Below are 24,425 nucleotides of genomic sequence, written 5' to 3'. Positions count from 1 at the left end.
CTGTCCGCTCGATTTAAAACAGGTCTACCTGCCCCTTGAATGGGGAAAAGCTTCGACGATGATCGGCTATCGGCCCGAGGCGATCAATGGCCTCAAGGTGGGCCTTGGTCGGATAGCCCTTGTGCTGAGCGAAGCCGTAGTCGGGGTAGCGTCGATCGAGCTCGAGCATTTGATCGTCTCGAGCCACCTTGGCAATGATCGAGGCCGCCGCGATGGCCTGATGACGCAGATCACCCTTGACCACCGCCTGTCCCGGCAGCGCATGCTCGGGCAGGCGATTGCCATCGACCAGCAGATATTCAGCGGAAGGCGTCAGGCCATCGACCGCGCGGCGCATGGCAAGATGCGTTGCGTGATAGACGTTGAGCTCGTCGATCTCGCGGGGGCTGGCTTCGCCGAGCGCGAACGCGCACGCCCGCTCCCGGATCAATAGATCCAGCGCCCGGCGCTTGCGATCACTGAGCTTCTTGGAATCGGTAAGCCCCTCGATCGGGCGGGCCGGGTCTAAAATGACGGCCGCAGCCACCACACTCCCAACCAGTGGCCCGCGGCCGACTTCATCCACACCAGCCAGGTAAAGGCCCTGGTAGGGAATCTCGATAGGCGGCCAGTCAGGTGCGTTCATCGAGCACCTCGAGAACCGCCTCGGCCGCTCGGTCACTGGCCCCGCGCTGAAGCTCTTGGTGAAGCGTTTTGAACCGCGCCTGAATGCCCTGCTGCTGTTCACTGTCACTTAAAAGCGGCCACAGCGTCTCTGCAAGTCGGTCAGGCGTGGCCTGATCCTGAATCAATTCAGGCACCAGCGCCTTTTGCGCGATCAAGTTGGGCAGTGAGATCCAGGGCGTCTTGACCAACCGCTTGGCGAGCCAGTGCGAGGCGTTAGAATGCCGGTAGGCCACAACCATGGGCCGATGGCAAAGCATTGCCTCGAGCGCGGCCGTCCCGGAGGTCAAAAGCACTGCGTCAGCGGCGGTCATGGCCTGCCACGCCTTGCCATCCAGCACTTGAAAGCCTGAGCGCGCGTTGATACCAAGCCCATCGAGTTCGCTGGCCCGGGTCGCATTGGCCGCAGGCACAACCACGTTCAGTAGCGGGTCACGCTCCCGCAGGCGTTCGACCGTGTCACGAAATGCCGGGGCGTTGAAGGCGATTTCCTGTCGACGCGAGCCCGGAAGTACGGCCAGCACGCGCGCGTTCGGCGAAAGCTCGAGCGCCTCACGGGCCGCACGCATGTCATCATTGACCGGCAACTCCTCAGCCAACGGGTGCCCGACGAAGCTGACCGGCACCTGATGCGCCTTGTAAAACGATGCCTCGAAAGGCAACAGCGTCAGCATACGGTCGATAGACGCACGAATGCCCTTGACCCGACCCTGTCGCCAGGCCCAGACGGAGGGGCTGACGTAGTGCACCGTCGGCATGCCCACATCGTGCAGCTGGCGCGCCAGGCGCAAATTGAAATCGGGGTAGTCGATGCCGACCATGATGTCCGCCTGCCAGGCAAGCGCGTCTTCTCTGAGCTGACGGCGAAATCGAAAGAGCTCCGGGAGGTGGCGAACGACTTCGGCAAGCCCCATGATCGCCAGCCGCTCGAGCGGGATCTGACTGGAAAGCCCTTCGGCCTCCATGCGGGGCCCGCCCACACCGCGAAACTCGATGTCGGAATGGCGCGCCTTGAGCGAGCGCATCAATCCCGCACCGAGCAAGTCGCCGGAGAGTTCACCGGCCACAAGGTACACCTTGACCATCAGCGCGTGATGCCGCGTTCGGACGCTTTCAACGACTGAATGAACACGGTCATTTCCGGGCAGGCCAGCGTTTCATCCTGCTCGATGCGCTCGAGCGCCTGCTCAAGCGTCAGACCTTGTCGGTAAACGCACTTGTAGGCGGTAGAGAGCTTGGAAAGCACGCTGCGTTCGAACCCGCGACGCTTGAGCCCAACCAGATTGAGCCCATGGGCATGCGCCGGATGGCCGTTGACCATGGTGTAGGCCGGCACATCCTTGGTCACGATCGCACCGCCACCGCACATGGCGTGGGCGCCGACGTGCGCAAACTGATGCACCGCTGACAGCCCGCCAAGAATCGCATGATCACCAAGATCAACGTGACCGCCAAGCGTTGCCTGATTGGCCATGATCACATCGTTGCCGATCTGACAATCATGCGCGATGTGGGCGTAGGCCATGAACAACCCTCGGCTACCGATCCGGGTGATCCCCTCATCCTGCGTGGTGCCCCGGTGGACCGTGACCCCTTCGCGAAAGACGTTGTCATCGCCGATCTCGAGGCGCGTGGGTTCACCGGCGTATTTCTTGTCCTGGCACTCCTCGCCGATCGAGGTGAACTGGAAGATACGGTTGCGTGCGCCGATGCGGGTCGGCCCTTTAATGACGCTGTGCGGGCCGATCACATTGCCGGGGCCTATTTCGACATCCGGCCCGACGATGCAGAACGGCCCGATGTCAACGTCATCGGCGATGACCGCCGACGGATCGATGATAGCGGTAGAATGAATCAAGCGACCTTCCTCTCGGCACAAATGATGTCAGCTTCACAGACCAGCTCGTCGTCGACGTGCGCCTGGCATGAGAACTTCCAGATACCCCGGCGCGCCTTGATCATGGTGGCCTCGAGACGCAGGCGATCACCCGGCAGTACCGGGCGCTTGAAGCGCACATTGTCGCTGCCGACAAGATAATAGATGTAGCCGTCGCGGGGCAGCTTGTTGACGGTCTTGAACCCGAGAATACCCGCAGCCTGGGCCAATGCCTCAATGATCAAGACACCCGGCATGATCGGATGCTCTGGAAAATGCCCGTTGAAAAACGGCTCATTGATGCTGACGTTCTTGTACCCAACGATGGACTCGCCGGTTGTCAGCTCTGTAACCCGGTCGATCAGCAGAAAGGGGTAACGGTGGGGGAGATACTCTCGGATCTCATTGATGTCCATGACCATTGGCGCACAACCTCTGAAATAACGAAATGCCTGCCATTGCTGGCAGGCATGCTGCGGGGCGATCCCCGAGTGACTGGCCGCACATTATACGCGTCTTAAACGCAACGACCAGCCAGTGTCCTTGCGTCAGTCGCGGTGGCGTTCAAGCCGGGTGACGCGGCGCGACAGCTCATCGAGCTGCTTGAAGCGAACGGCGTTGCGTCGCCACAGCCCATTTGGCATGGAACCGGTGCCCGACGAATACACGCCCGCTTCACTGATCGAGTTGGTGACCAGGCTCATGCCGGTAATCTGCACCCCATCCGCGATCTCGAGATGGCCGGCAAGGCCGACGCCGCCGCCAAGCAGGCAGTGCCGCCCGACCCGCGTCGAGCCTGCGATGCCAACGCAGCCGGCGAGCGCCGAGTGCTCACCGATGTGTACGTTGTGCGCGATCTGTACCTGACTGTCGATCTTCACATCGTTGCCGATTACGGTGTCGCCAAGCGCGCCGCGATCAATGCTGCTGCAGCTGCCGACCTCCACGTTATCACCGATCACGACACCGCCGAGCTGGGCAATCTTGTGCCACTGAGCACCGTCGTGGGCAAAACCAAAGCCGTCGCCGCCGATTACTGCCCCGCTATGAATAACCGAAGACGCCCCGATAACCACCCCGTGATACAGCACCACGTTGGGATGAAGGTAGGTGCGCGCGCCAAGACTCACGTCCGCACCGACAAAACTGCCCGCGCCGACATGAACGCCATCGGCCAGACAGACCCCTGATTCGATCACGGCGTTGGCCCCGACAAACACGCCCTCACCGATCGTCACATCACTTGAGATGACCGCAGTAGGATGCACTTCAGTGACTGAGGCCTCATCGCGCTTGAGCGGGTCGAAGCAGTGCGACAGCTTGGCGTAGGCCAGATAGGGGTTGTCCAGCAAAAGCGCCGGCGTCGGGCACTCCTCGGCGTACTCCGGACGCAGTAGAATGGCGGCGGCGTTGGTGGTTGCCAGGTGCTTGGCATACGCCTTGTTGGCAAGAAAGGCGATATCGTCGGGACCTGCATCAGTCAACGTCGACAAACCACACACACGACGCTCACCGTCACCAATGAGCGTCGCGTTCAAGAGGCTGGCCAGTTCGGCCAGCGTATACGAAGGAGAGGCGTTCTTTGTCATTGATCCCGGCAGGTGCGCCGTACTCAGTTCTGTGAGTTGAAGGCGTTGGTGACTTCCTTGGTCAGATCCAGCGAGTCATCGGAATAGATGACGCTGTTGCGATCGACCAGTACCTTGACGTCGTGACGCTGAACCACCTGCTCGATCGCCTTGTCGAGCTTGGGCTTGGCCTGCTTGAGAAACGCCTGTTCCTGCTGATTGCGTTTTTTCTGAAGCTCGGCGCGCTGCTGCTGGAACTGCGTGCCCTTCTGGCGCAGCTGCTGCATCAGATTATTGCGCTCGCTATCAGACATGACATCGCCGTTTTTCTGAAGCTTTTCCTGCAGCGACTGGACCTGCTCACCCAGCGCCTTGACCTGCTGCTGCTGGCCGCCGAGCTGGTTTTTCATCTGATTCATCGAGCGCTGGGCCGATTGAGTGTTCAGAAGGGCCTGCTGCCAATCCAGTACGGCCACATCCGCAGCCTGTGCCTGCTCGGTCATGCCGACGCTTCCGATCAGCCCTGTCAGACACATGGCCATTGTCAATTTACGCATCCTGCTCTCCTTAATACGTGTCTTGCTAACCTATCAGAATGTCTGGCCCAGCGAGAACTGGAACACTTGGGTATCGTCGCCGTCATGGTCGCTAAGCGGCTTGGCCACGCTGAACGTCAGCGGACCAACCGGCGTAATCCAGGACAATCCTACACCGAACGAGTAACGAAGATCACTGAGATCGATGCCCGACTCGCACTGCGACGCAGGCGCTCTTGCCGGCACCGACATGCACTCTCGCTGGTAGGTATTACCGGCATCGAGGAACAGTGAACTCTGGAGTTGGCGACGGTCTTCGATAAACGGGAACGGGAAGATCATTTCAACCGAGCCTTCGACCAGGGCGTTACCGCCGAGCGTATCGTCGTCACCATTGCCGCGCTCAGTGGTCTTCGGTCCCAGCGTGTTGCTCTTGAAGCCGCGCACCGAGCCCAGACCGCCCGAGTAGAAGTTTTCGTAGAAGGGGTAGACGTCGGTGTCGCCATAGCTTCCCGCATAGCCCAACTCGGAGCGCAGCCTGATTGCCCACTCCTCGCTGGTGGTCAACGGGAAGAGCTTCTGACCGCGGTAGCGAAGCTTGTAGTACTCGGCGTCGCTGCCTGGGGTCGAGGCCTCGACGGAGAAGCGCTGGTAGCTGCCGGCCGTCGGCAGTACGCCCCGGTTGAGGCTATTGCGCGTCCAACTGCCGGTCAGCTTGAAGTTATCGAAGCTGTCGCCTTCGTCTTCCAGATACTGAACGATCTCAAAGGGCGAGTCATCGTAGGAATCGACTTCCAGATGCTCGACGCCCAGACCGAAGTTCAGACGGGACAGGTCGCTGATCGGATAACCGAAGTTGATGCCACCACCGATTGCGTCGGTCGAATAGGTGGAAATGTCGGAATCTTCGTAGTCGGTCTTGCGGTAATACAGGTTATACCCGCGCGAAATTCCGTCGAGCGTCCAGTACGGATCGGTAAAGCTGAAGTTGAGGTTGGTGTAGTAGTCGCTTTTCTGCGCACCGATATCGACGCGGTTACCGGTACCGAGGAAGTTTTTCTGAGAAAGCGACGCCCCGTAGATCACGCCCGCGGACTGGGAAAACCCGACGCTTGCCGAGATGCTGCCGGAGGGCTGTTCCTGAACGTTGTAGGTCACATCCAGTTGATCGGGATGGTTTGGCACCGGGCGCGTTTCAACATCAACCTGCTTGAAGAAGCCAAGACGTTGAAGACGCTGCTGCGACTGCTTGATGTTGTCGGTCGACGCCGGCGCGCCTTCGAGCTGAACCAGTTCACGCCGCAGCACTTCATCGGCGGTGGTGGTGTTGCCCTTGAAGTTGATGCGGCGCACATAGGAGCGTTTTCCGGCATCGACGGTAAAGGTCACATCCACCGTGTCGCCGTCTTCATCGACCTGCGGGACGCTATCGACCTTGGCGAAGGCAAAGCCCATCGCGCCGAGCTTTTGACGAAGCGCTTCGCTCGATGCGGTCAGGTCCGACTGGGAGAAGGTCTCGCCTTCCTTGGCGCTCACGAGTTTGCGCGCGTCGGCTTCATCCATGTGAAGCTCGCCGGCAAACTTGATGTCGCCGATCTTGTAGCGCTTGCCTTCATCCACGTTCACCGTGATGTAGATGCTTTCCTTGTCCGGGCTGATCGACACCTGAGTCGATGTAATCCGGAAGTTCACGAAACCACGGTCGAGGTAATAATTCCTGAGCGCATCCAGATCGGCGCCGAGTTTCTGACGGGAGTATTTATCCCCCGAGAACCATCCCAGGAACCAGCCCGGATGGTCTTCAAGCTGGAACAGGTCGCGAAGCTGATCGTCATCGAAGGCGTCGTTACCAACGATATTGATCTGTTTGATGGTCGCTGTGGTGCCTTCGTTGACATTGATGTCGACTTCGACACGGTTATTGGGCTGTTTCTTGACCGAGGTTGAGATGCGCGCGCTGTAGCGTCCCTGAGCCTGATAGACCCGCTCGAGCTCGCGCTCCATCTCATCGAGGGTCGAACGCTGAAGCACCTGGCCTTCCGAAATACCGGAGTCGGTCAGGCCCTTCTTGAGATCGTCGGTTGAAATCTTCGAATTGCCCTCGATGTCGATCGAGGCAATGGTCGGGCGCTCCGACACATTGACGATCAGTACATCACCATCGCGCGAGAAACTGACGTCATCGAACAGACCGGTCTCGAACAGGTCATGGCCGGCCTCGGAAAGCTCCTGGTCATCGACGGTTTCATGGGCGGAAATAGGAAGCGCATTGAACACGGTGCCGGCCGACACACGCTGGAGCCCTTCGACTCGTATATCGGAGACCTTAAAACTGTCGGCAAAAGCCGTCTGGGTGCCGCCCAGCAAACATGCTACCAAACCCAAGGTTTTTATCTTCATGCCGTCATTTCGCTTTAACTGAATTCCGCCCGCCATTGAAGGCCAGCCAGGTTATTGACTTTTACAACGGTTTATCACGTATTGAAACCGCTGGCCCATCCGGTCGAGACCGCTTCGTGAACAGGCACCTTATACACATCGCCCCCCTACTGACAAGCACTGCCATGGAGTGGCGCTTCCCGATCAAAGCCGCATCAGGTCAAAGTAAAACGCCATCACCATCAGTACGCCGATGAGGGCAAAGCCGACCTTCAAACCAAACGTCTGCACCCGCTCCGGCAGTGGCTTGCCGCGAATCGCCTCGGCGAGATAGAACAGCAGATGACCGCCATCGAGCACCGGCACCGGCAACAGGTTCAGCACGCCAAGGCTGATGGACAGGTACGCCAGAAACCCGATGAAGGTTTCAAGCCCCGAGCGGGCCGAATCCCCCGCAACGCGGGCAATGGTGATCGGGCCCGACAGATTGGACGGCGAAATGAGCCCGACAATCATCTTGCCAATGGAGGCAAGCGTAAGCTGGGTCATTTCACCTGTCTTGTGCACCGCCTGACCAATCGCTGCAAGCGGCGAATAGCTGATCTGGCGTTGATGGGACTCAGGCCAGCTGAACGGTGCCGCGGCGGCGCCGATGTACCCCACCTCCCGACCACGTTCGAGCGATTTAGTTTCAGGCGTGAGCGTAAGTGTTTGCTCCTGACCATCGCGGACAACCGTCAGCGCCATCGGCGTACCGGCCGATGCCTGAATCGTGCCGACCAGTGACTGCCAGCTTTCAACCGTACGCCCATCGACGCGCTCGATACGATCGCCCGCCTCAAGCCCTGCGCGGGCGGCAGGAGAATCATCCAGCACCTTGCCGATCAGCGCCGGAACGGGAGGCTGCCAGGGCGTGATGCCCATACTGGACAAGGGGTCCGGCGTTTTCTGCTCGGCAAGAAACCGTGTGACAGGCAGCGCGTGCGTGGTTGCTCGGGCATCACCCTCAAAGGGGCGCGTTTGAACCTCAAGCTCTCCGGTATGGCCGATTTCAGACAGCAACTGAAGATTGACCGCCGACCATGACGGCGTGTCACGTCCGGCCACCTGCGTGATCTCCTGACCCGCCCCGAGGCCTGCCCTGGCGGCAGGAGAATCCGGCGCAACCCCGCCAATCACCGGCGCGATCACGGTCGTGCCTGAAACAAAAAGCACCCAATAGGCAATGAAGGCCAGCAGGAAATTGGCAAGCGGCCCGGCAGCGGCAATGAACATACGCTTGTAAACCGACTGCCGATTGAACGCGTGAGCCTGCTCGCTTGTGGGGACGTCCGACTCACGCTCATCGAGCATGCGCACATACCCACCAAGAGGAATCGCGGCCAGCACATACTCGGTTCCATGGCGGTCACGGCGCATCAGAAGCGGCTTACCGAACCCGACGGAAAATCTAAGCACACGGACACCGCACCGACGCGCCGCCCAGAAATGGCCATACTCGTGAATCGTGATCAATAAGCCGAGCACGACGATCACGGCCAGAACATTTTCCAGCACGCCCATGGCGTCACCTCATTTCAGCTGAAAGACCCGGAGAGCAACTCATTTGCCAGCGCGCGCGATCGACGATCGGCCTCAGCAATCGCTTCGAGCTCGCTGGCCGGACAGACATGGCCCTGCTCGAGCACTCGAGCGACCAACTCGCCGATGCCGGTGAACGACAGGCGTTTATCGAGGAAAGCGGCAACCGCAACTTCATTGGCCGCATTAAGAATGGCCGGTGCCGTTCCGCCCTCGCGCATGGCCTGTGAGGCAAGCGCCAGGCAGGGAAAACGATCAGCATCCGGCGCCTGGAAATCGAGCCGAGCCACGTCGAAAAGATCCAACGGTTTCACGCCGGCATCGATGCGCTCGGGCCAGGCCAGCCCGTAGGCGATAGGGGTTCGCATATCAGGATTGCCAAGCTGCGCGAGCACGGAGCCGTCCTTATAGGCGACCATGGAGTGAATGACACTTTGTGGGTGAATCACCACCTGAACCTGGTCCACCGACGCATTGAACAGCCAACAGGCCTCGATCAACTCGAGCCCCTTGTTCATGAGGGTGGCGCTGTCGACCGAGATCTTTCGCCCCATCGACCAGTTCGGGTGCGCACACGCTTGCTCAACGGTGACAGAGCCGAGCGCCTCGCGAGACCACTCTCTGAAAGGGCCACCGGAGGCGGTCAGCAGCAGTTGATGCACACCGTGGGCGTCGAGCCCATCGCGATGGGTCGGTGGCAGACACTGATAAATCGCGTTGTGTTCGGAGTCGATCGGCAGAAGCGTCGCCCCGGAGCGCGCCACTTCGGCCATGAAGAGCGCCCCGGACATCACAAGAGCTTCCTTGTTGGCCAGAAGCATCCGCTTGCCGGCCCGAACGCCTGCAAGCGCCGGCATCAGCCCGGCACCGCCGACGATTGCAGCCATGACCACATCGACCTGAGCATCGGCGGCGATATCGCACAGCGCCTCCTCGCCGTAGCGCGCCTCGGTCGCAAGGCCCGCTCTGCGCAGCTCACCGGCAAGCCAATGGGCGTCCTCACTTCTAGAGAGCACAGCAACGGCTGGCCGATGGGTCTCGCAAAGCGCCAACAGCGCCTCTTTCTGCGTTCCGGCCGAGAGCGCGAATACGTCATAACGCTCGGGGTGGCGCGCGATGACATCAAGGGTGCTGGTGCCGATCGAGCCGGTCGCACCCAACACGGTAACGCGTTGACGTGTCATCTCAGGCGACCCAGGGCGCAAGCAGCGCAAACAGAGGAACGGCCGCCGTCAGGCTATCGAGACGGTCAAGAAGACCGCCGTGACCGGGCAACAGATTCCCCGAGTCCTTGATGCCACGGTGGCGCTTCAGCATGCTCTCGAACAGATCGCCCAGTACTGAGGCCAGAGTAACCACCAGTGAAATCACGATCAGCCACAAGCCACCTGCAAAGCTCAACTGCTGACAAAGCCCCATGATGATGGCAAAAACGCCGGTGACACCCAGCCCACCATATACGCCTGCCCAGGATTTTCCGGGGCTAACGCGCGGCGCCAGCTTCCGATTGCCGAACGCGCGGCCGGCAAAATAGGCGCCGATATCCGCCCCCCAGACCACGAACAGTACATACAGCAGCCACCACGGGGTCTCGCGCAGGTGCAAAAAACCGACCCAGCAGGGCACCAGAACGCAGATACCCATTAGATAGCGTCGCAGGGAAGCCTGCCACTGATCGGTCGCCGAGGGGTAACGTGCTACCCAGTAAAGCGCCAGACACCACCCAAGCAATGCAAGCACCAGCGGCCATACGGCATAGGCGGCACCCGTCAGCCAGAAACTGACCAGCGTCACAAACAAGAGCGCCACGAAACTCGCTTTTTCGCGAGTCGTCGTGGCGCCGGAAAGATTAGCCCATTCCCACCCTGCACCCAGCAGGATCAGGCCGATAAAGCAGGCAAACGCACCGCCCCCAAGGCTGAAAAGCAACACCAGAGACGTGGGCCCGATGGCCAATGCCGTGATTACTCGTTGTTTAAGCACGCTCGACCTCTAGTTGATCGTCTGTCATGCCGAAGCGGCGATGCCGGTGTGCGAACGCATCGACGGCTTCATCGAAGGCCTCTGCCCCGAAATCGGGCCAGAACAGGGGAGAAAAATAGAACTCGGCGTAGGCAAGCTGCCAAAGCAGGAAGTTACTGATGCGCTGCTCGCCACTGGTACGAATACACAGGTCGACCTCGGGCAGGCCGCTCAGGTTGATCTGCTCATCGAGGCGATGCTCATCGATATCCTCAGCCTTGAGCGTTCCGGCCTCAACCTGACGCGCCAGCGCCTTGGCCGCCTGGGCGATGTCCCAACGACCACCGTAGTTGGCTGCAACGACCAGATTGAGCCCCGTATTGTTGCGCGTCTTCCGCTCACCACGCTCAATCGCCTTTTGGAGCGATTCAGGCAGTTTGCTTCGCTCACCGATAATGGTCAGCCGCACGTTATTACGATGCAGCTTTCCGATCTCGCGACGAAGCGCCAGGATGAACAGCTCCATCAACCCTCGAACCTCGTCCGGCGGACGGCGCCAGTTTTCGCTCGAAAACGCGAACAGGGTAACAGCCTTGATACCCCGCTCACTGGCACGTTTTATAACGTGGCGAACGGATTCCACCCCGGCATGGTGACCTCGGATGCCTGACAAGCCGTGGGCCTTTGCCCACCGGTTATTGCCATCCATGATGATGGCAACATGGTTCGGCATGTTTGGGTGCATAGGCGATGACGTCATGAGAACTCACATTGCTGCATCGGCAGACCGATGTCTGCCGATTTCATTCAGACCTGCATCAGGTCGTGTTCTTTATGCTCAAGCTGAGTGTCGATCTCGGCGATGAACTTGTCGGTCAGCTTCTGAATATCATCTTCGGCTTCACGCTCTTCATCTTCAGAAATTTCTTTCTGCTTCAAAAGCGCCTTGATCTCACTGTTGGCATCGCGCCGTACGTTGCGCACCGCAACACGGGCGCCCTCGGCTTCGGAACGGGCCTGCTTGATGTAGTTCTTGCGCGTCTCTTCAGTCAAGGGCGGCATCGGCACACGAATGATCGAGCCGTTGTTGGACGGGTTGAGCCCAAGATCCGACGTCATGATCGCCTTTTCGATAACCGGCACCATTGATTTTTCCCACGGCAGTACCGCAAGTGTCCGCGCGTCCTCGACATTGACGTTGGCGACCTGGTTGATCGGCATGGTAGAGCCATAATAATCGACCATAACCGACTCAAGGATCGTCGGATGAGCGCGCCCGGTACGAATACGTTGGAACGCACCCTTCAGCGATTCTGCGCTCTTTTGCATGCGCACCTGTGCGTCTTTCTTGATCTCGTTGATCACCGTCTTACCCTCTGTCTATCAAAGTGCCTTCATTGGAACCGACAACCAGATTCAAAAGCGCGCCTGCCTTGGTCGTATCGAAAACCCGCACCGGCATGTTGTGATCGCGCACCATGCAAATCGCGGTGAGGTCCATGACACCGAGCTTTTGATCCAGAACCTGATCGTAACTCAGCCGGTCGTATTTCACTGCGTCATCGTGGGTGAACGGATCTTTGTCGTAAACACCATCGACCTTGGTTGCCTTCACGACCACGTCAGCGTCGATCTCGATGCCACGCAGGCAGGCAGCGGAATCGGTTGTGAAGAACGGGTTGCCGGTACCGGCGGAAAAAATCACGACGTCGCCACCGGTAAGATAGCGGATAGCTGTACGTCGGTCATAATGTTCGACCACGCCGCTCATCGGAATCGCCGACATAACGCGTGAACGAATGTTGGAGCGCTCGAGCGCATCGCGCATGGCCAGTGCATTCATGACTGTTGCAAGCATGCCCATGTGATCGCCTGTCACGCGCTCCATGCCAGCGGCGTGCAGCGCTGCGCCACGAAACAGGTTGCCACCGCCGATGACCAGCCCTACCTGAACACCGATACCGACCAACTGACCGACTTCAAGCGCCATGCGATCCAGCACCTTGGGATCGATCCCGAACTCCTGGTCGCCCGTCAGGGCCTCGCCAGACAGTTTCAAAAGGACGCGTTTGTACTTGGCTCTACGCTCATTGGGGGGCATGCACTACTCCTGGAGGGCTAAAAACTTGAGGTCCGCTTTCGCAGCACCTGATCAATAGCAAATGACTGCCATCTTGGCGATGAAATCGCGACAACAACTACGGCCTGACCGAGCGTACGGCATTTCCTTATGGAAACAAGCCTACAGATCACACACCGGCTGGGCCACCATCACTATCATCTGGATATACGAAAGCCGCGAGCGGGCAAGACCACCTCGCGGCTTTCAGGAACGGAGACGCGCTTAGCTGCGACGCGCCTGTTCCATAACTTCCTGGGCGAAATCGACTTCTTCTTTCTCGATGCCTTCACCAACTTCAAAGCGAACGAAGGAATCGACTTCACCATTGCCGCTGGCCTTGGCGTACTCGGCGACCGTCTGGTTCTGGTCCTTGACGAACGGCTGATTGACCAGGCTGTTTTCAGCCAGGTACTTCTTCAGACGGCCCTGAACCATTTTCTCGGCGATCTCTTCCGGCTTGCCTGCCATGTCAGGCTGAGACAGGATAATTGCTTTTTCCTTGTCCAGCTCGTCCTGCGGCATGTTTTCCGGGTGAGAGACCGACGGGTTGATCGCGGCAACGTGCATAGCGATGTCGTGTGCAGCCTGCTGCTCGCCACCGTTGAGCTTGACGATCGCACCGATGCGGCTGCCGTGTACGTAGGCACCCAGCACGCCGCCGTCCTGCGCTTCGACGATCGCGACACGACGTACGGAGATGTTCTCACCGATTTTTTGAACCAGCTGTGTACGCGCGTCTTCGAGCTCGCCTTCCATCAGCGTGGCAACGTCGCTTTGCTTGGTTTCAAACGCACGATCGACCACTTTGGACGCGAACGCCTGGAAGTTTTCGTCACGAGCGACAAAGTCAGTCTCGGAGTTGACTTCAAGCATTACGGCAAGTTTCGCATCGTCAGAAACGCGCGTGATGATACCGCCTTCAGCCGCGACACGCCCAGCCTTCTTGGCGGACTTAAGACCTGCGTTCTTACGCAGATTCTCGATCGCCTGCTCGATATCACCGTCGGCCTCGGTCAGAGCCTTCTTACATTCCATCATGCCAAGACCGGTGCGTTCACGCAGTTCCTTGACCAGAGATGCGCTGATAGCTGCCATGTCTAGATCCTCTCGTTGATCGCAATGATCATCAATATGACGCGAGGCTCCGGCACACTCATTCACCGGAGCCTCGACAATTTACACTACAGTCGTGAAACGCTGCCGCATGCGCGATAGCGTCACACGCATCACTCGGAAGTGGTCGGGGCTTCTTCGTCAACCACTTCGACGAACTCATCGGCAGAGGCTTCGTTCGCCTTGCCACATGCGTTCGCGATCGCCTGAACGTAGATCTGGATCGCACGAATGGAGTCGTCGTTACCCGGGATCACGTAGTCGACGCCATCCGGATTGGAGTTGGTGTCGACAACGCCGATGACCGGAATGCCCAGCTTGTTCGCTTCGTTGATCGCGATGCGCTCATGATCAACGTCGATGACGAACATCGCGTCCGGCAGGCCGCCCATGTTCTTGATACCGCCGATGGAACGCTCGAGTTTTTCCTGCTCGCGCGTGGCCATCAGAACTTCTTTCTTGGTCAGCTTTGCGAAGGTGCCGTCTTCATGCATCGCTTCGAGTTCGCGCAGACGCTTGATGGACTGACGAATCGTCTTGAAGTTGGTCAGCATGCCGCCGAGCCAGCGATGGTTGACGAACGGCTGGGAAACGCGGTTGGCTTCTTCCTTGACGATCTTGCTTGCCGCACGCTTGGTGCCGACAAAGAGAATCTTGTTGTTGTTGGAAACAAGTTTCTCGATCACGGAAGTTGCTTCATTCAACGCCGGCAGAGTGTGCTCGAGGTTGATGATGTGGATCTTGTTGCGCGCACCGAAGATGTACTTGCCCATCTTCGGGTTCCAATATTTGGTCTGGTGACCGAAGTGGGCACCGGCTTTCAACAGATCACGCATGGAAACTGACATAGGATTCTCCAGAATCGGGTTATGCCTCCACGTACCCCATGCATCCGACCGCAAAGCGGCACCCTGGACGATGTGACGGTACGTGTGTGTCGTTAAGGATTGATTACACACCTTCCCGAGCCCGTCGACGCATGAAGGTCGGCGTGGCAATGGTTTGCAGGAAAGCGCGCGGCTTTATACCATATAACACTTGAAATATGAAGCCGAACTTAGCCCGAGCCCCGCGCCAGCGGGCATTCTCCATCCCCATCGGGCCGTTTCTGCGCACCGATCAGCACCGAGTTGAAGACCGACATGACCATCCCGATCAATACACCGGAAGACATCGAACATCTAAGGGTTGCAGGCCGCTGCGCCGCCCAGGTCCTTGAAATGATCAGCGAGCACGTCCGTGCAGGCGTCACCACCGGTGAGCTCGACAGGTTGTGTCAGGAATACCTTGAAAACGAACTGGGCTGCACCTCGGCCACCATCGGCTATCACGGCTACCAGCACGCCACCTGCATTTCGCTCAATCACGTGGTCTGTCATGGCATCCCCGACTTCAGCAAGAAGCTCAAGAACGGCGATATCTTCAACATCGACGTGACCGTGATCAAGAACGGCTACTACGGCGACACCAGCCGCATGTTCATCGTCGGCGACAACCTCAAGGGCGAACGGCTGTCTACCGTGACTCAGGAGTGTCTCTACAAGTCACTCGAGATCGTCAAGGAGGGCACTCGACTCTCCGACATCGGCCGGGTCATCCAGTCCCACGCCGAAAAGAACGGCTACAGTGTCGTGCGCGACTTCTGCGGTCATGGCATCGGGAAAAATTTCCACGAAGAGCCCCAGGTGTTGCACTATGATGGCTATGACCGACATAACGACGCCGTGCTCAAAAGCGGCATGTGCCTGACCATCGAGCCAATGATCAACGCCGGCAAGTACGCGACCAAGGTATTGAAAGACGGCTGGACCGCAGTCACTCGCGACAAGAGCCTTTCCGCCCAGTGGGAGCATACGCTGATCGTGACCGATACGGGCTGCATCGTGACCACGACCCGCCAGGACGAAGACCTCTCGTTTCTGACCGAGTGACCCCGCGCCTCGACGCCATACAACCGGGCGGCCACCCCCGTCGGGCACTTACAGAACGATGTCACGCTGAGACCTGATCATGCTATTGCACCACTATCGCTTCGTGCCCGACACCGACCTGTTCGACGTGAGCGCCTTCAAGGCCTCACTCGATACTGGCCGTCCGCCGATTCCGCTGTACAAGATCGCATTGAAAGAGATCGGAGAACGCCTGGATCGGCGTTTCATGGCCGGCCACGACATTCGCGACCTGATCTATGGGCGCGCCTGGTGCCTTGACCAGCTCCTGAAGATCGCCTGGGAGCGGCTTGACTGGCCAAGCGATGGCATCACCCTTCTCGCCGTCGGTGGCTACGGGCGCGGCGAGCTTCACCCCGGCTCCGACATCGACTTGCTGCTGCTGCTTGAAGACGACGATGACACGCCGTTTCGCGAGGCGCTGACCGCGTTCATCACGTTTTTATGGGACATCGGACTCGATATCGGGCACAGCGTTCGCTCGCTGAGCGACTGCGAGCGTGAATGCCGCAATGACATCACCGTCATCACCAATTTGCTGGAAAGCCGAACGCTTTCCGGCCCCGAACGCCTGCGCGATGCGATGTACGCACGCATAAGTCCTGAGCGCATGTGGCAGAGCGCTGCGTTTTTCGAAGCCAAGTGGCAGGAACAGATCGCGCGTCACCACAAGTTCAATAACTCCGAGTACCACTTGGAGCCGAACATCAAAAGCTCGCCCGGTGGCCTTCGAGATATTCAGATGGTCGGCTGGGTAGCCAAGCGGCATTTCGACGTGCGCACCTACAAAGATGTGATCGATCAGGGTTTCATGTCCGACACCGACCTGCGCATTCTGAGCCAGGGCCGCGCCTTTCTGTGGCAGGTGCGTTACGCGCTGCACATGCTGACCGGGCGCGCCGAGGATCGGCTCCTGTTCGACCACCAGCGCGCCGTGGCGGAGCTTTTCGGCTACCAGGACTCGGAAAAGCGGCTTGCTGTCGAGCAGTTCATGCGCCGTTACTACCGAGTGGTAACAACGCTGGTCGAACTCAACGACATGCTGTTGCAGAATTTCGAGGAGCGGATTCTGCGCGACTCGGAAACCCCGACCATCACGCCCATCAACAACCGCTTCGAGATTCGAGACGGTTATATCCAGACGCGCTACCCCACTGTTTTTCTAAGACGCCCGGGTGCGCTGCTGGAGCTATTTCTGTTGATGGCCCAGCACCCAAGCATTGGTGGCGTACGCGCGGAAACCATTCGCCTGATTCGTGACCACCGCCACCTGATCGATGACGCCTTTCGACAGGACGTGCGCCACAAGAGCCTGTTCATGGAGCTCTTGCGCTCCGATGGCAATGTCGCCCAGCAGCTTGCCCGAATGGCCCGCTACGGCATTCTCGGAAAGTACCTGCCCGAGTTCGGCGACGTGATCGGCCTGATGCAGCACGACCTGTTCCACATTTATACGGTGGACGCCCACACGCTGCGCCTGCTCGATGGCATGCAGTGCTTCAAGGGTGAAAGCGACGAACAATCGCCGCTTGCCTGCACACTGATGCAGCAGCTCCCCCGCCACGATATTCTCTGGATCGCCGGGCTCTACCACGACATCGCCAAGGGCCGTGGGGGCGACCACTCAACCCTCGGCGCCATCGACGCCCGCGCCTTCTGCGAACGCCATGGCGTCAGCCGCCGCGATACCGAGCTGATCTGCTGGCTGGTCGAGCATCACCTGTTGATGTCGAAAACCGCTCAGAAAAGAGACATCAGTGACCCCGACGTCATCAGCGAATTCGCCACCGCCATGCACGATGAGCGCCACCTCGATTATCTTTACGTGCTGACCGTGGCCGACATCAGCGCCACCAACGCCTCCCTCTGGAATGGTTGGCGGGCCTCCCTCATGCGCCAGCTCCATACCGAAGCTCGACGCGCGCTCAGACGCGGGCTCGAAAACCCGCTGGACCGTCAGGAATGGGTCAACGAGACCCGTGCCGAGGCGCGGGCACTGCTGACGGGCATGGGCACCCGCGACGAGAGCGTTGACCAGCTGTGGCAAACCCTTGGCGATGAGTATTTTCTGCAGTACGCCCCCAGCGAAATCGCCTGGCATACCCAGGGCATTCTGGAGGCCAACTATCAGGTCACCCCGTTAATCCTGATCAGCGCGCCGACCGAGGACATGGCCGATGGCGGCACCAAGGTCTTTATTCATACCCGCTCGGTCAACAACCTGTTCGCGGCAACGGCGGCAGCGATCGAACAGCTTGGACTGTCGATCCACGACGCCCGCATCGCGACATCAAGTAATCTCTGGACGCTGAACACCTTCATCCTGCTCGACGACGACGGTGAACCGATTCGCGACCCCGAGCGGCTTCGCGCCATTCACCAACAGCTGGTCGATGAGCTCGACGACCCGGACGACTACCCCCGCATCGTCGCGCGCCACACACCGCGCCAGCTCAAGCACTTTCGGGTCCCGACCCGGGTGCGCATCGAGCAGGACGACACCAACGACCGCACCGTGCTCGAACTGATCGCGGCGGACCGCCCGGGCCTTCTTGCCCGCGTGGGCCGTATTTTCATGGAATGTGACATCGCCCTGTCCGGCGCCAAGATCGCAACGCTTGGCGAGCGCGTCGAAGACGTATTCTTCATCATGGACCTTGATGGCCAGGCGATTACCGACAGCCGCCGACTCGACGGCCTGAGCCAGCGCCTGTGCGATGTACTCGATGCCGAGGCGGGGGTTTGAGCGCAGCCCCCGGGCTGCCTATAATCGACCGCCTTACACATCAGCACACACTGCACCCCAGGCCATCATCACGGACCCGACCATGCTCACCTTTATCGGTCTAAAAAGCTGCGACACCTGCCGCAAGGCACGCCGCCACCTCGATAACGCCGGACTCGAGTACCGCTACATCGATGTAAAGGCCGACGGTCTAGACACCGCCACGCTGACTCAATTGATCGAGGCACTGGGCGTGGACACGCTGATCAATCGCCGCAGCACCACCTGGCGCCAGCTCGACGATACCGAAAAGGCGCGCCTCGCTGACAACGACACTCAGGCCGCAATCGAGCTCTTGAGCACGCACCCCTCGCTCATGAAACGCCCCGTACTCACCGGGCCGAACGTGGACGCGCGAGCAGGGTATCTTGCGGACGACTACGACACGCTTATCGATCACATCCCATAACAGGCGCCCTCACGCGCTTTTATCACTTCTAGAGGATCAAACATGCTGAGCTTTGCACTAGGCATCGGTACACAAAACACCCAGGGCGAATGGCTGGAAGTCTATTACCCGGCTCCTCAGTTCGAGCCGAGCGCCAAACTGATCGAGGCTGCCCGCCGCGTACTGACGCTGCCCGAAGGCAATCAGGCCGTAAGCTTTCTACCGGAAGATGCCGGAAAACTGGGCGACGCCTTCAGCGAAGCCGGCTTCACCGAACAGGCCGAACTGGCCGAGGCGCTGACACAGAGCCAGCGACCGCTGGTGGCGACGCTCATCGACACCGACGACGCCCCGGCAAGCGTGCCTGAGGTCTACCTCAAGCTGCATCTGCTGTCACACCGTCTGGTCAAGCCGCACGGCATCAACCTGACCGGCATGTTCGGCCTGCTCAAGAACATCGCCTGGAGCAGCGAAGGCGCCATCGACATCGACGAGCTCTCCGTTCGTCAGCTCAAGGCGCGCCTGGAAGGCCGCACCCTGTCGGTCGACTGCGTCGACAAGTTCCCGAAAATGACCGACTACGTCGTACCGAAAGGCGTACGCATCGCCGATACCGCCCGCGTTCGCCTCGGCGCGCACCTGGGTGAAGGCACCACCGTCATGCACGAAGGCTTTTGCAATTTCAACGCCGGCACCGAAGGCCCGGGTATGGTTGAAGGCCGCATTTCTGCAGGCGTCATGCTCAAGAAAGGCACGGATCTCGGCGGCGGCGCCTCGACCATGGGCACGCTGTCCGGCGGTGGCAACATCGTCATCGGTACCGGCGAAAATTGCCTGATCGGCGCCAATGCCGGCATCGGCATTCCGCTGGGCGATCGCTGCACCGTCGAGGCCGGGCTCTACATCACCGCAGGTGCCAAGGTCGCGGTACTGGATGAAAACGGTGAGGTGGCTGAAACCGTCGCAGCGCGACAGCTTGCCGGCCAGAGCGACCTGCTGTTCCTGCGCAACTCGACCACTGGGCGACTTGAATGCCGCACCAACAAGAGTGCCATCGCCCTGAACGATGCCCTGCACGCTCACAACTGATACTTGATCGGTGGCCGGCCCTGCGCCGGCCATGTTTACGGATATACCATGCCCGATACCCTTTCCGACACGCTGACGCTTGCCTGCGACCTGCTGGCTCGACCGTCGGTGACCCCCGATGATGCAGGCTGCCAGGCCCTGATTGCCGAACGCCTTGCAGCGCTCGGGTTCACGATCGAGCCCATGGATGCCCACGGCGTCACCAACATGTGGGCCACCCGCGGGGAAGGGCCCACGCTCGTGCTTGCCGGCCACACCGATGTGGTCCCGACCGGCCCCGAAGCCCAATGGCAGCAACCGCCCTTTTCACCGTCCATCGACGATCAGGGCTACCTGCGCGCCCGCGGCGCGGCCGATATGAAAGGGAGCCTGGCCGCGATGGTCACGGCGGTCGAGCGCTTCATCGACCAACAGCCGGACCACCCGGGCCGACTGGCCTTTTTGCTGACAAGCGACGAGGAAGGGCCGGCAATACATGGAACACGCGCCGTGGTCGAGGCGTTGCGCGCGCGCGGAGAAGCCCCCGAGTACTGCATCGTCGGCGAACCCTCCTCGACCGAGCGGGTCGGCGACGTCGTCAAGAACGGCCGCCGTGGCTCACTCGGCGCTGTGCTTACGGTCAAGGGCATTCAGGGCCACGTGGCCTACCCGCATCTGGCGCGTAATCCCATTCATCAGGCCGCGCCGGCGCTCGATGCGCTCGCACGCGCACACTGGGACGAAGGCAATGCGTTTTTCCCGGCCACCAGCTTTCAGATCTCGAACATCAACGCCGGCACCGGTGCGACCAACGTGGTTCCCGGAACGCTCGAGGTCGTGTTCAACTTCCGTTTCTCGACCGAGGTCACCGCCGAGCTCCTCAAGGTCCGCACCGAGGCGATTCTCGATGAGCACGGGCTTGAGTACGACATCGAATGGACGCTGTTCGGCGAGCCCTTTCTGACGCCTGAAAGTGCCCTGCTGACCAGCGTGACCGACGGCATCACCGACGCGACCGGCACACCGCCACAGCTGTCCACCAGCGGCGGCACCTCCGATGGTCGCTTCATCGCCACGCTCGGCACGCACGTCATCGAGCTCGGCCCCTGCAACGCGACGATTCATCAGGTCGATGAGCGCATTCGTGCACTCGATCTTGATGTCCTGAGCGACTGCTACCTGGCGATTTTCAAACGACTTCTAGGATCATGAGCATGGAGCGGTTTCCCGATATCGAGATTTACCTCGCCCCGATCGACAAGGACACCATCCTTGCCTGGCTGAACGAGACCTTCTCGCAGACGCGCGACTGGCAGCCAAGCGGCAAGGGCAAATGGCGTACCCTGTTCACGATGGCCGAAGGCGAACTGCCGGTGCTGTTGATCGAAAATGCGGCGGACCGTTTCTCGAGCCTCTGGCTCGATTCGAGCGCCACCCCCTGGCCGCGGGATGTGGACTGCGCAAGGGCTGCACAAGCCGCGCTCGGCGTCGAGGTGCGCTGCTCACTCGGCGGCTGGCAGCCAGGCGATGAGCCGGACCGGTTCTATCGCGTCAAGGCGGGAGGCGAAGAGGAAGTATTTCACTGGCCCGATTCAGGCCTTTGAGGCAAGCGCTTTTGGTGTTCAGGCGCTGATATGGCTGGCGTCGATTCAAGAAAGGCGCCTTTCGGCGCCTTTCACATCGATCAGGTGATCACGGTCACATCTTCGGCCTGCAGACCGCGATCGTTTCGAACCGCGTAATATTTGACCCGCTGCCCTTCGGCAAGCGTTCGATTGCCCTTGCCCCTCAACGCCCTGAAATGAACAAAGACGTCTTCATCACCGCCGACATCGCGCGTGATGAACCCGTAACCCTTGTTGACGTTGAACCATTTGACGATACCGCTTTCCCGGTCATCGTCATCGGCCTCGATAGCTGTCGACGTCACGGACCGCGGGGCGGGACGAGACATGCTGGCGGTGGCAATGATCAGTACAATAAACCCTGCAATCGCGGTCGCCAGATAGGCAGGCGCGCTCATGAGCTCACCCGCGGGCGATGCGCTGCCGAACAGCATCAGCAGGCCAAGAATCAGAAACGGCAAGAGCAGCGCCAGTACGGCACTGATCAAGCTGCAGCGCAAAAAAGATTGTCGATTCATATACTTGAATATCTCTACATTTATTGGAATTACGTCATGACTCACTCATCACTTCACCGGAAATTCTCTACTTCATGAGCACTTCAGGCGACTCAACAAAGTGTAACATGCCGATTGACAGCTCGCTCGGTGAGGTGGTAGACCGCTTAACCGAAGTTGAAAGCAGACTGGCCCACCAGGAAGATTGGCTCGAACTGCTCGATCGCACCCTGGTCGATCAACAGCGTCACATCGAGCGACTCGAGCGGCAGCTCTTGATTTTGAATCAGCGCGTTGAAAACACCCGCACCTCTCAGGACGACGACGCACCCTCATGGCGCCCGGAAGATGATGTGCCGCCGCATTACTGAGGCCATCCCATTACTTAGGCCATCCCATTACTGAGACCGTCGCGCCCAAACCACATTCGTTCTTTATCATGAACGACGCCAAGAAAAAAGGAGCCGAAGCTCCTTTTTGATACCGACCGACACCCGTCCCGCTTACCAGGCAGAGTGTGGTACCGACGGATCCAGCCCATCGAGATAACGTTCGGCATCGAGCGCCGCCATGCAGCCACTGCCCGCTGAGGTAATGGCCTGACGGTAGACATGATCGGCGACGTCCCCTGCCGCGAACACACCCGGTACGCTGGTGACGGTCGCATTGCCTTCAAGACCTGATTTCACCACCAGATAGCCATCCTTCATGTCGAGCTGGCCGGTGAACAGATCCGTATTCGGCTTGTGCCCGATCGCGACGAACAGCCCCGTTGCAGAAAGCTCCTTGGTGGCCTCGCCGTTGAACGCCTTCAGGCGAACGCCGGTGACACCGGAGTTATCACCCAGAACCTCGTCGACGACGTGGTTCCACTCAAGGGTAATATTGCCGTTTTCGACCTTGTCATAGAGCTTGTCCTGCAGAATCTTTTCCGCCCGCAGGTGATCGCGCCGATGCACCAGAGTCACGTTCTTGGCGATATTGGACAGGTAAAGCGCCTCTTCCACGGCGGTGTTGCCGCCACCAACCACCACGACGTCCTGATTGCGGTAGAAAAATCCGTCGCAGGTTGCGCAGGCCGACACGCCCTGGCCCTTGAAGCGGTCTTCCGACTCGAGCCCCAGATACAGCGCGCTGGCCCCGGTGGCGATGATCAAGGCGTCGCAGGTATAGGTGTCACTGCCGCCCTTGAGCGTAAACGGGCGCTCGTTGACGGAGACCTCCTGGATGTGATCCATGACGATTTCGGTCTCGAACCGCTCAGCGTGACGGCGCATGCGCTCCATCAGCTCAGGGCCTTGTACGCCGATATCGTCGCCTGGCCAGTTGTCCACGTCGGTGGTGGTGGTCAACTGCCCTCCCATTTCCATGCCGGTGATCAACATGGGCTTCAGGTTGGCTCGTGCTGCGTAAACGGCCGCGGAATAGCCGGCAGGACCGGACCCTAGAATAATCAACGACCGGTGGTGAACGTCACTCATGAAGACCTCTCGTTACCCGGCAGAGCCAATGGGCCCTGCCCGTGTTCATGTCATAACAAAATGGCCTGAAAGCGCTTTCGCACCATCAGGCCATTTGCCCGCATTACGCGGTATATGGTTACGATGGCGGCCACCTTCAAGGTGTCCGCCGACGCCCCTTACAGGTTGGACGAGTTCATGGACAGGTACTTGGCCACGCCTTCGGCGGTGTCCTTCATACCTTCTTTGCCCTCTTCCCAGCCTGCCGGGCAGACTTCGCCATGGTTCTCGTGATACTGAAGCGCTTGAACCATGCGGATCATTTCGTCGACGTTACGTCCCAGCGGCAGGTTGTTGACGACCTGATGCTGAACAACGCCGTTCTTGTCGATCAGAAACGAAGCGCGAAGTGCAACGCCTTCTTCCGGATGCTCGATGCCGTACGCCTGGGCGATTTCGTGCTTCACGTCCGCGACCATCGGAAATTCGACATTGCCGATGCCGCCAGCGTCGCGCGAGGTCTTGCGCCACGCGTGGTGAGTGAACTGAGAATCGATGGACACACCGATCACCTCGACACCGAGCTCCTTGAACTTGGCCAGGCGGTTGTCGTGGGCGATGATTTCCGACGGGCATACGAAGGTGAAGTCCAGCGGCCAGAAAAAGACCACGCGGTATTTGCCGTCGCTTTCAGACAGCTTGTAACTGTCGACGATGCTGCCATCGCCGAGAACCGCCGGTGCGTCAAATTCGGGAGCCTGACGGCCTACAAGTACGCTCATTAACCTTTCCTTTTGCAATCTTGAATTAACTATCGGATTTAAAGACTGGCTCAATCGTATTAAACCGGAAG

At 59.5% G+C, this 24,425-nt stretch carries 25 protein-coding genes; 7 read left to right on the top strand and 18 right to left on the bottom strand.

Features of this window, described 5'->3' with window-relative positions:
- Nucleotides 1-13: 13 nt before the first annotated feature.
- From rnhB to rpsB, 15 genes are all read right to left on the bottom strand, one after another.
- The gene (gene rnhB / locus NAT23_RS05845; protein WP_251926348.1) at nt 14-625 is read right to left on the bottom strand and encodes a ribonuclease HII; all 612 of its coding nucleotides are present in this window, start codon (nt 623-625) and stop codon (nt 14-16) included.
- The gene (gene lpxB / locus NAT23_RS05840; protein WP_251926346.1) at nt 612-1,748 is read right to left on the bottom strand and encodes a lipid-A-disaccharide synthase; all 1,137 of its coding nucleotides are present in this window, start codon (nt 1,746-1,748) and stop codon (nt 612-614) included. The genes rnhB and lpxB overlap by 14 nt, the downstream gene beginning before the upstream one ends.
- On the bottom strand, nt 1,748-2,521 hold the full coding sequence (lpxA, locus tag NAT23_RS05835) for an acyl-ACP--UDP-N-acetylglucosamine O-acyltransferase (protein ID WP_251926344.1): 774 nt from the start codon (nt 2,519-2,521) through the stop codon (nt 1,748-1,750). Before lpxA ends, lpxB begins: the two co-directional genes overlap by 1 nt.
- The gene (fabZ, locus tag NAT23_RS05830) at nt 2,518-2,961 is read right to left on the bottom strand and encodes a 3-hydroxyacyl-ACP dehydratase FabZ (RefSeq protein ID WP_251592723.1); all 444 of its coding nucleotides are present in this window, start codon (nt 2,959-2,961) and stop codon (nt 2,518-2,520) included. Before fabZ ends, lpxA begins: the two co-directional genes overlap by 4 nt.
- Before the next feature lie 126 nt (nt 2,962-3,087).
- Nucleotides 3,088-4,128 (bottom strand): UDP-3-O-(3-hydroxymyristoyl)glucosamine N-acyltransferase, encoded by a 1,041-nt coding sequence (lpxD, locus tag NAT23_RS05825; RefSeq protein ID WP_251926342.1) that lies wholly within the window; start codon nt 4,126-4,128, stop codon nt 3,088-3,090.
- A gap of 23 nt (nt 4,129-4,151) precedes the next feature.
- Nucleotides 4,152-4,664 carry an OmpH/Skp family outer membrane protein gene (locus NAT23_RS05820; RefSeq protein WP_251926341.1) on the bottom strand — a complete coding sequence of 171 codons (513 nt, stop codon included), beginning with the start codon at nt 4,662-4,664 and terminating at the stop codon, nt 4,152-4,154.
- A gap of 33 nt (nt 4,665-4,697) precedes the next feature.
- Nucleotides 4,698-7,043 carry an outer membrane protein assembly factor BamA gene (gene bamA, locus NAT23_RS05815; RefSeq protein WP_251926339.1) on the bottom strand — a complete coding sequence of 782 codons (2,346 nt, stop codon included), beginning with the start codon at nt 7,041-7,043 and terminating at the stop codon, nt 4,698-4,700.
- 183 nt (nt 7,044-7,226) lie between these two features.
- Entirely contained in the window at nt 7,227-8,585 is a 1,359-nt protein-coding gene (gene rseP / locus NAT23_RS05810) for an RIP metalloprotease RseP (RefSeq protein WP_251926337.1), read from the bottom strand.
- A gap of 14 nt (nt 8,586-8,599) precedes the next feature.
- Nucleotides 8,600-9,787: a 1-deoxy-D-xylulose-5-phosphate reductoisomerase gene (gene ispC, locus NAT23_RS05805; RefSeq protein WP_251926335.1), complete on the bottom strand. Its 1,188-nt coding sequence runs from the start codon at nt 9,785-9,787 to the stop codon at nt 8,600-8,602.
- A 1-nt stretch (nt 9,788) separates the two neighbouring features.
- Nucleotides 9,789-10,586: a phosphatidate cytidylyltransferase gene (locus NAT23_RS05800; protein WP_251592751.1), complete on the bottom strand. Its 798-nt coding sequence runs from the start codon at nt 10,584-10,586 to the stop codon at nt 9,789-9,791.
- Nucleotides 10,579-11,325, bottom strand: coding sequence for a polyprenyl diphosphate synthase (uppS, locus tag NAT23_RS05795; protein ID WP_251926333.1), 747 nt, complete (start codon nt 11,323-11,325; stop codon nt 10,579-10,581). Before uppS ends, NAT23_RS05800 begins: the two co-directional genes overlap by 8 nt.
- Before the next feature lie 47 nt (nt 11,326-11,372).
- Nucleotides 11,373-11,930 (bottom strand): ribosome recycling factor, encoded by a 558-nt coding sequence (frr, locus tag NAT23_RS05790; protein WP_251592754.1) that lies wholly within the window; start codon nt 11,928-11,930, stop codon nt 11,373-11,375.
- A 4-nt stretch (nt 11,931-11,934) separates the two neighbouring features.
- On the bottom strand, nt 11,935-12,666 hold the full coding sequence (gene pyrH / locus NAT23_RS05785) for a UMP kinase (RefSeq protein WP_251592766.1): 732 nt from the start codon (nt 12,664-12,666) through the stop codon (nt 11,935-11,937).
- Between the two features lie 243 nt (nt 12,667-12,909).
- Nucleotides 12,910-13,782 carry a translation elongation factor Ts gene (tsf, locus tag NAT23_RS05780; protein ID WP_251926331.1) on the bottom strand — a complete coding sequence of 291 codons (873 nt, stop codon included), beginning with the start codon at nt 13,780-13,782 and terminating at the stop codon, nt 12,910-12,912.
- 131 nt (nt 13,783-13,913) lie between these two features.
- The gene (gene rpsB / locus NAT23_RS05775; protein ID WP_251592774.1) at nt 13,914-14,648 is read right to left on the bottom strand and encodes a 30S ribosomal protein S2; all 735 of its coding nucleotides are present in this window, start codon (nt 14,646-14,648) and stop codon (nt 13,914-13,916) included.
- 294 nt (nt 14,649-14,942) lie between these two features.
- On the opposite strand from rpsB, the gene map reads away from it, so the two are divergent.
- From map to NAT23_RS05745, 6 genes are all read left to right on the top strand, one after another.
- Entirely contained in the window at nt 14,943-15,731 is a 789-nt protein-coding gene (gene map, locus NAT23_RS05770; protein WP_251926329.1) for a type I methionyl aminopeptidase, read from the top strand.
- Between the two features lie 79 nt (nt 15,732-15,810).
- Nucleotides 15,811-18,495 (top strand): [protein-PII] uridylyltransferase, encoded by a 2,685-nt coding sequence (locus tag NAT23_RS05765; RefSeq protein WP_251926326.1) that lies wholly within the window; start codon nt 15,811-15,813, stop codon nt 18,493-18,495.
- 82 nt (nt 18,496-18,577) lie between these two features.
- Nucleotides 18,578-18,943 carry a Spx/MgsR family RNA polymerase-binding regulatory protein gene (locus tag NAT23_RS05760; protein ID WP_251926324.1) on the top strand — a complete coding sequence of 122 codons (366 nt, stop codon included), beginning with the start codon at nt 18,578-18,580 and terminating at the stop codon, nt 18,941-18,943.
- 42 nt (nt 18,944-18,985) lie between these two features.
- The gene (gene dapD, locus NAT23_RS05755) at nt 18,986-20,011 is read left to right on the top strand and encodes a 2,3,4,5-tetrahydropyridine-2,6-dicarboxylate N-succinyltransferase (protein WP_251926322.1); all 1,026 of its coding nucleotides are present in this window, start codon (nt 18,986-18,988) and stop codon (nt 20,009-20,011) included.
- 48 nt (nt 20,012-20,059) lie between these two features.
- Nucleotides 20,060-21,202, top strand: coding sequence for a succinyl-diaminopimelate desuccinylase (gene dapE, locus NAT23_RS05750; protein ID WP_251926320.1), 1,143 nt, complete (start codon nt 20,060-20,062; stop codon nt 21,200-21,202).
- A 2-nt stretch (nt 21,203-21,204) separates the two neighbouring features.
- Nucleotides 21,205-21,594 carry a hypothetical protein gene (locus NAT23_RS05745; RefSeq protein ID WP_251926312.1) on the top strand — a complete coding sequence of 130 codons (390 nt, stop codon included), beginning with the start codon at nt 21,205-21,207 and terminating at the stop codon, nt 21,592-21,594.
- 80 nt (nt 21,595-21,674) lie between these two features.
- Here the strand turns inward: NAT23_RS05745 and NAT23_RS14740 are convergent, their stop codons facing one another.
- On the bottom strand, nt 21,675-22,133 hold the full coding sequence (locus NAT23_RS14740; protein ID WP_286009960.1) for a cold-shock protein: 459 nt from the start codon (nt 22,131-22,133) through the stop codon (nt 21,675-21,677).
- Between the two features lie 107 nt (nt 22,134-22,240).
- Between NAT23_RS14740 and NAT23_RS05735 the strand changes: the two genes are divergently transcribed.
- Nucleotides 22,241-22,483 (top strand): SlyX family protein, encoded by a 243-nt coding sequence (locus tag NAT23_RS05735; RefSeq protein WP_251592792.1) that lies wholly within the window; start codon nt 22,241-22,243, stop codon nt 22,481-22,483.
- A 132-nt stretch (nt 22,484-22,615) separates the two neighbouring features.
- On the opposite strand, the gene trxB is transcribed toward NAT23_RS05735, so the two are convergent.
- Together trxB and NAT23_RS05725 are read right to left on the bottom strand one after the other, a co-directional pair.
- Entirely contained in the window at nt 22,616-23,593 is a 978-nt protein-coding gene (trxB, locus tag NAT23_RS05730; RefSeq protein ID WP_251926311.1) for a thioredoxin-disulfide reductase, read from the bottom strand.
- A 158-nt stretch (nt 23,594-23,751) separates the two neighbouring features.
- Nucleotides 23,752-24,354: a peroxiredoxin gene (locus NAT23_RS05725; protein WP_251592797.1), complete on the bottom strand. Its 603-nt coding sequence runs from the start codon at nt 24,352-24,354 to the stop codon at nt 23,752-23,754.
- Nucleotides 24,355-24,425: the final 71 nt, after the last annotated feature.

The sequence above is a fragment of the Larsenimonas salina genome (assembly GCF_023736155.1).
GTDB classification, from domain to species: Bacteria; Pseudomonadota; Gammaproteobacteria; order Pseudomonadales; family Halomonadaceae; genus Larsenimonas; species Larsenimonas salina.
This window is presented reverse-complemented; position numbering and strand designations above follow the sequence as displayed.

Bases quoted from the DNA above. Each gene is read 5' to 3' on its own strand.
- tsf (WP_251926331.1), bottom strand. From the start codon at position 13,782: ATGGCAGCTATCAGCGCATCTCTGGTCAAGGAACTGCGTGAACGCACC.
- dapD (WP_251926322.1), top strand. From the start codon at position 18,986: ATGCTGAGCTTTGCACTAGGCATCGGTACACAAAACACCCAGGGCGAA.
- map (WP_251926329.1), top strand. From the start codon at position 14,943: ATGACCATCCCGATCAATACACCGGAAGACATCGAACATCTAAGGGTT.
- rseP (WP_251926337.1), bottom strand. From the start codon at position 8,585: ATGGGCGTGCTGGAAAATGTTCTGGCCGTGATCGTCGTGCTCGGCTTA.
- NAT23_RS05725 (WP_251592797.1), bottom strand. From the start codon at position 24,354: ATGAGCGTACTTGTAGGCCGTCAGGCTCCCGAATTTGACGCACCGGCG.
- NAT23_RS05760 (WP_251926324.1), top strand. From the start codon at position 18,578: ATGCTCACCTTTATCGGTCTAAAAAGCTGCGACACCTGCCGCAAGGCA.
- dapE (WP_251926320.1), top strand. From the start codon at position 20,060: ATGCCCGATACCCTTTCCGACACGCTGACGCTTGCCTGCGACCTGCTG.
- NAT23_RS05735 (WP_251592792.1), top strand. From the start codon at position 22,241: ATGCCGATTGACAGCTCGCTCGGTGAGGTGGTAGACCGCTTAACCGAA.
- lpxD (WP_251926342.1), bottom strand. From the start codon at position 4,128: ATGACAAAGAACGCCTCTCCTTCGTATACGCTGGCCGAACTGGCCAGC.
- fabZ (WP_251592723.1), bottom strand. From the start codon at position 2,961: ATGGTCATGGACATCAATGAGATCCGAGAGTATCTCCCCCACCGTTAC.
- bamA (WP_251926339.1), bottom strand. From the start codon at position 7,043: ATGAAGATAAAAACCTTGGGTTTGGTAGCATGTTTGCTGGGCGGCACC.
- lpxB (WP_251926346.1), bottom strand. From the start codon at position 1,748: ATGGTCAAGGTGTACCTTGTGGCCGGTGAACTCTCCGGCGACTTGCTC.
- rnhB (WP_251926348.1), bottom strand. From the start codon at position 625: ATGAACGCACCTGACTGGCCGCCTATCGAGATTCCCTACCAGGGCCTT.
- pyrH (WP_251592766.1), bottom strand. From the start codon at position 12,666: ATGCCCCCCAATGAGCGTAGAGCCAAGTACAAACGCGTCCTTTTGAAA.
- NAT23_RS05765 (WP_251926326.1), top strand. From the start codon at position 15,811: ATGCTATTGCACCACTATCGCTTCGTGCCCGACACCGACCTGTTCGAC.
- NAT23_RS14740 (WP_286009960.1), bottom strand. From the start codon at position 22,133: ATGAATCGACAATCTTTTTTGCGCTGCAGCTTGATCAGTGCCGTACTG.
- ispC (WP_251926335.1), bottom strand. From the start codon at position 9,787: ATGACACGTCAACGCGTTACCGTGTTGGGTGCGACCGGCTCGATCGGC.
- uppS (WP_251926333.1), bottom strand. From the start codon at position 11,325: ATGACGTCATCGCCTATGCACCCAAACATGCCGAACCATGTTGCCATC.
- rpsB (WP_251592774.1), bottom strand. From the start codon at position 14,648: ATGTCAGTTTCCATGCGTGATCTGTTGAAAGCCGGTGCCCACTTCGGT.
- NAT23_RS05820 (WP_251926341.1), bottom strand. From the start codon at position 4,664: ATGCGTAAATTGACAATGGCCATGTGTCTGACAGGGCTGATCGGAAGC.
- trxB (WP_251926311.1), bottom strand. From the start codon at position 23,593: ATGAGTGACGTTCACCACCGGTCGTTGATTATTCTAGGGTCCGGTCCT.
- NAT23_RS05745 (WP_251926312.1), top strand. From the start codon at position 21,205: ATGGAGCGGTTTCCCGATATCGAGATTTACCTCGCCCCGATCGACAAG.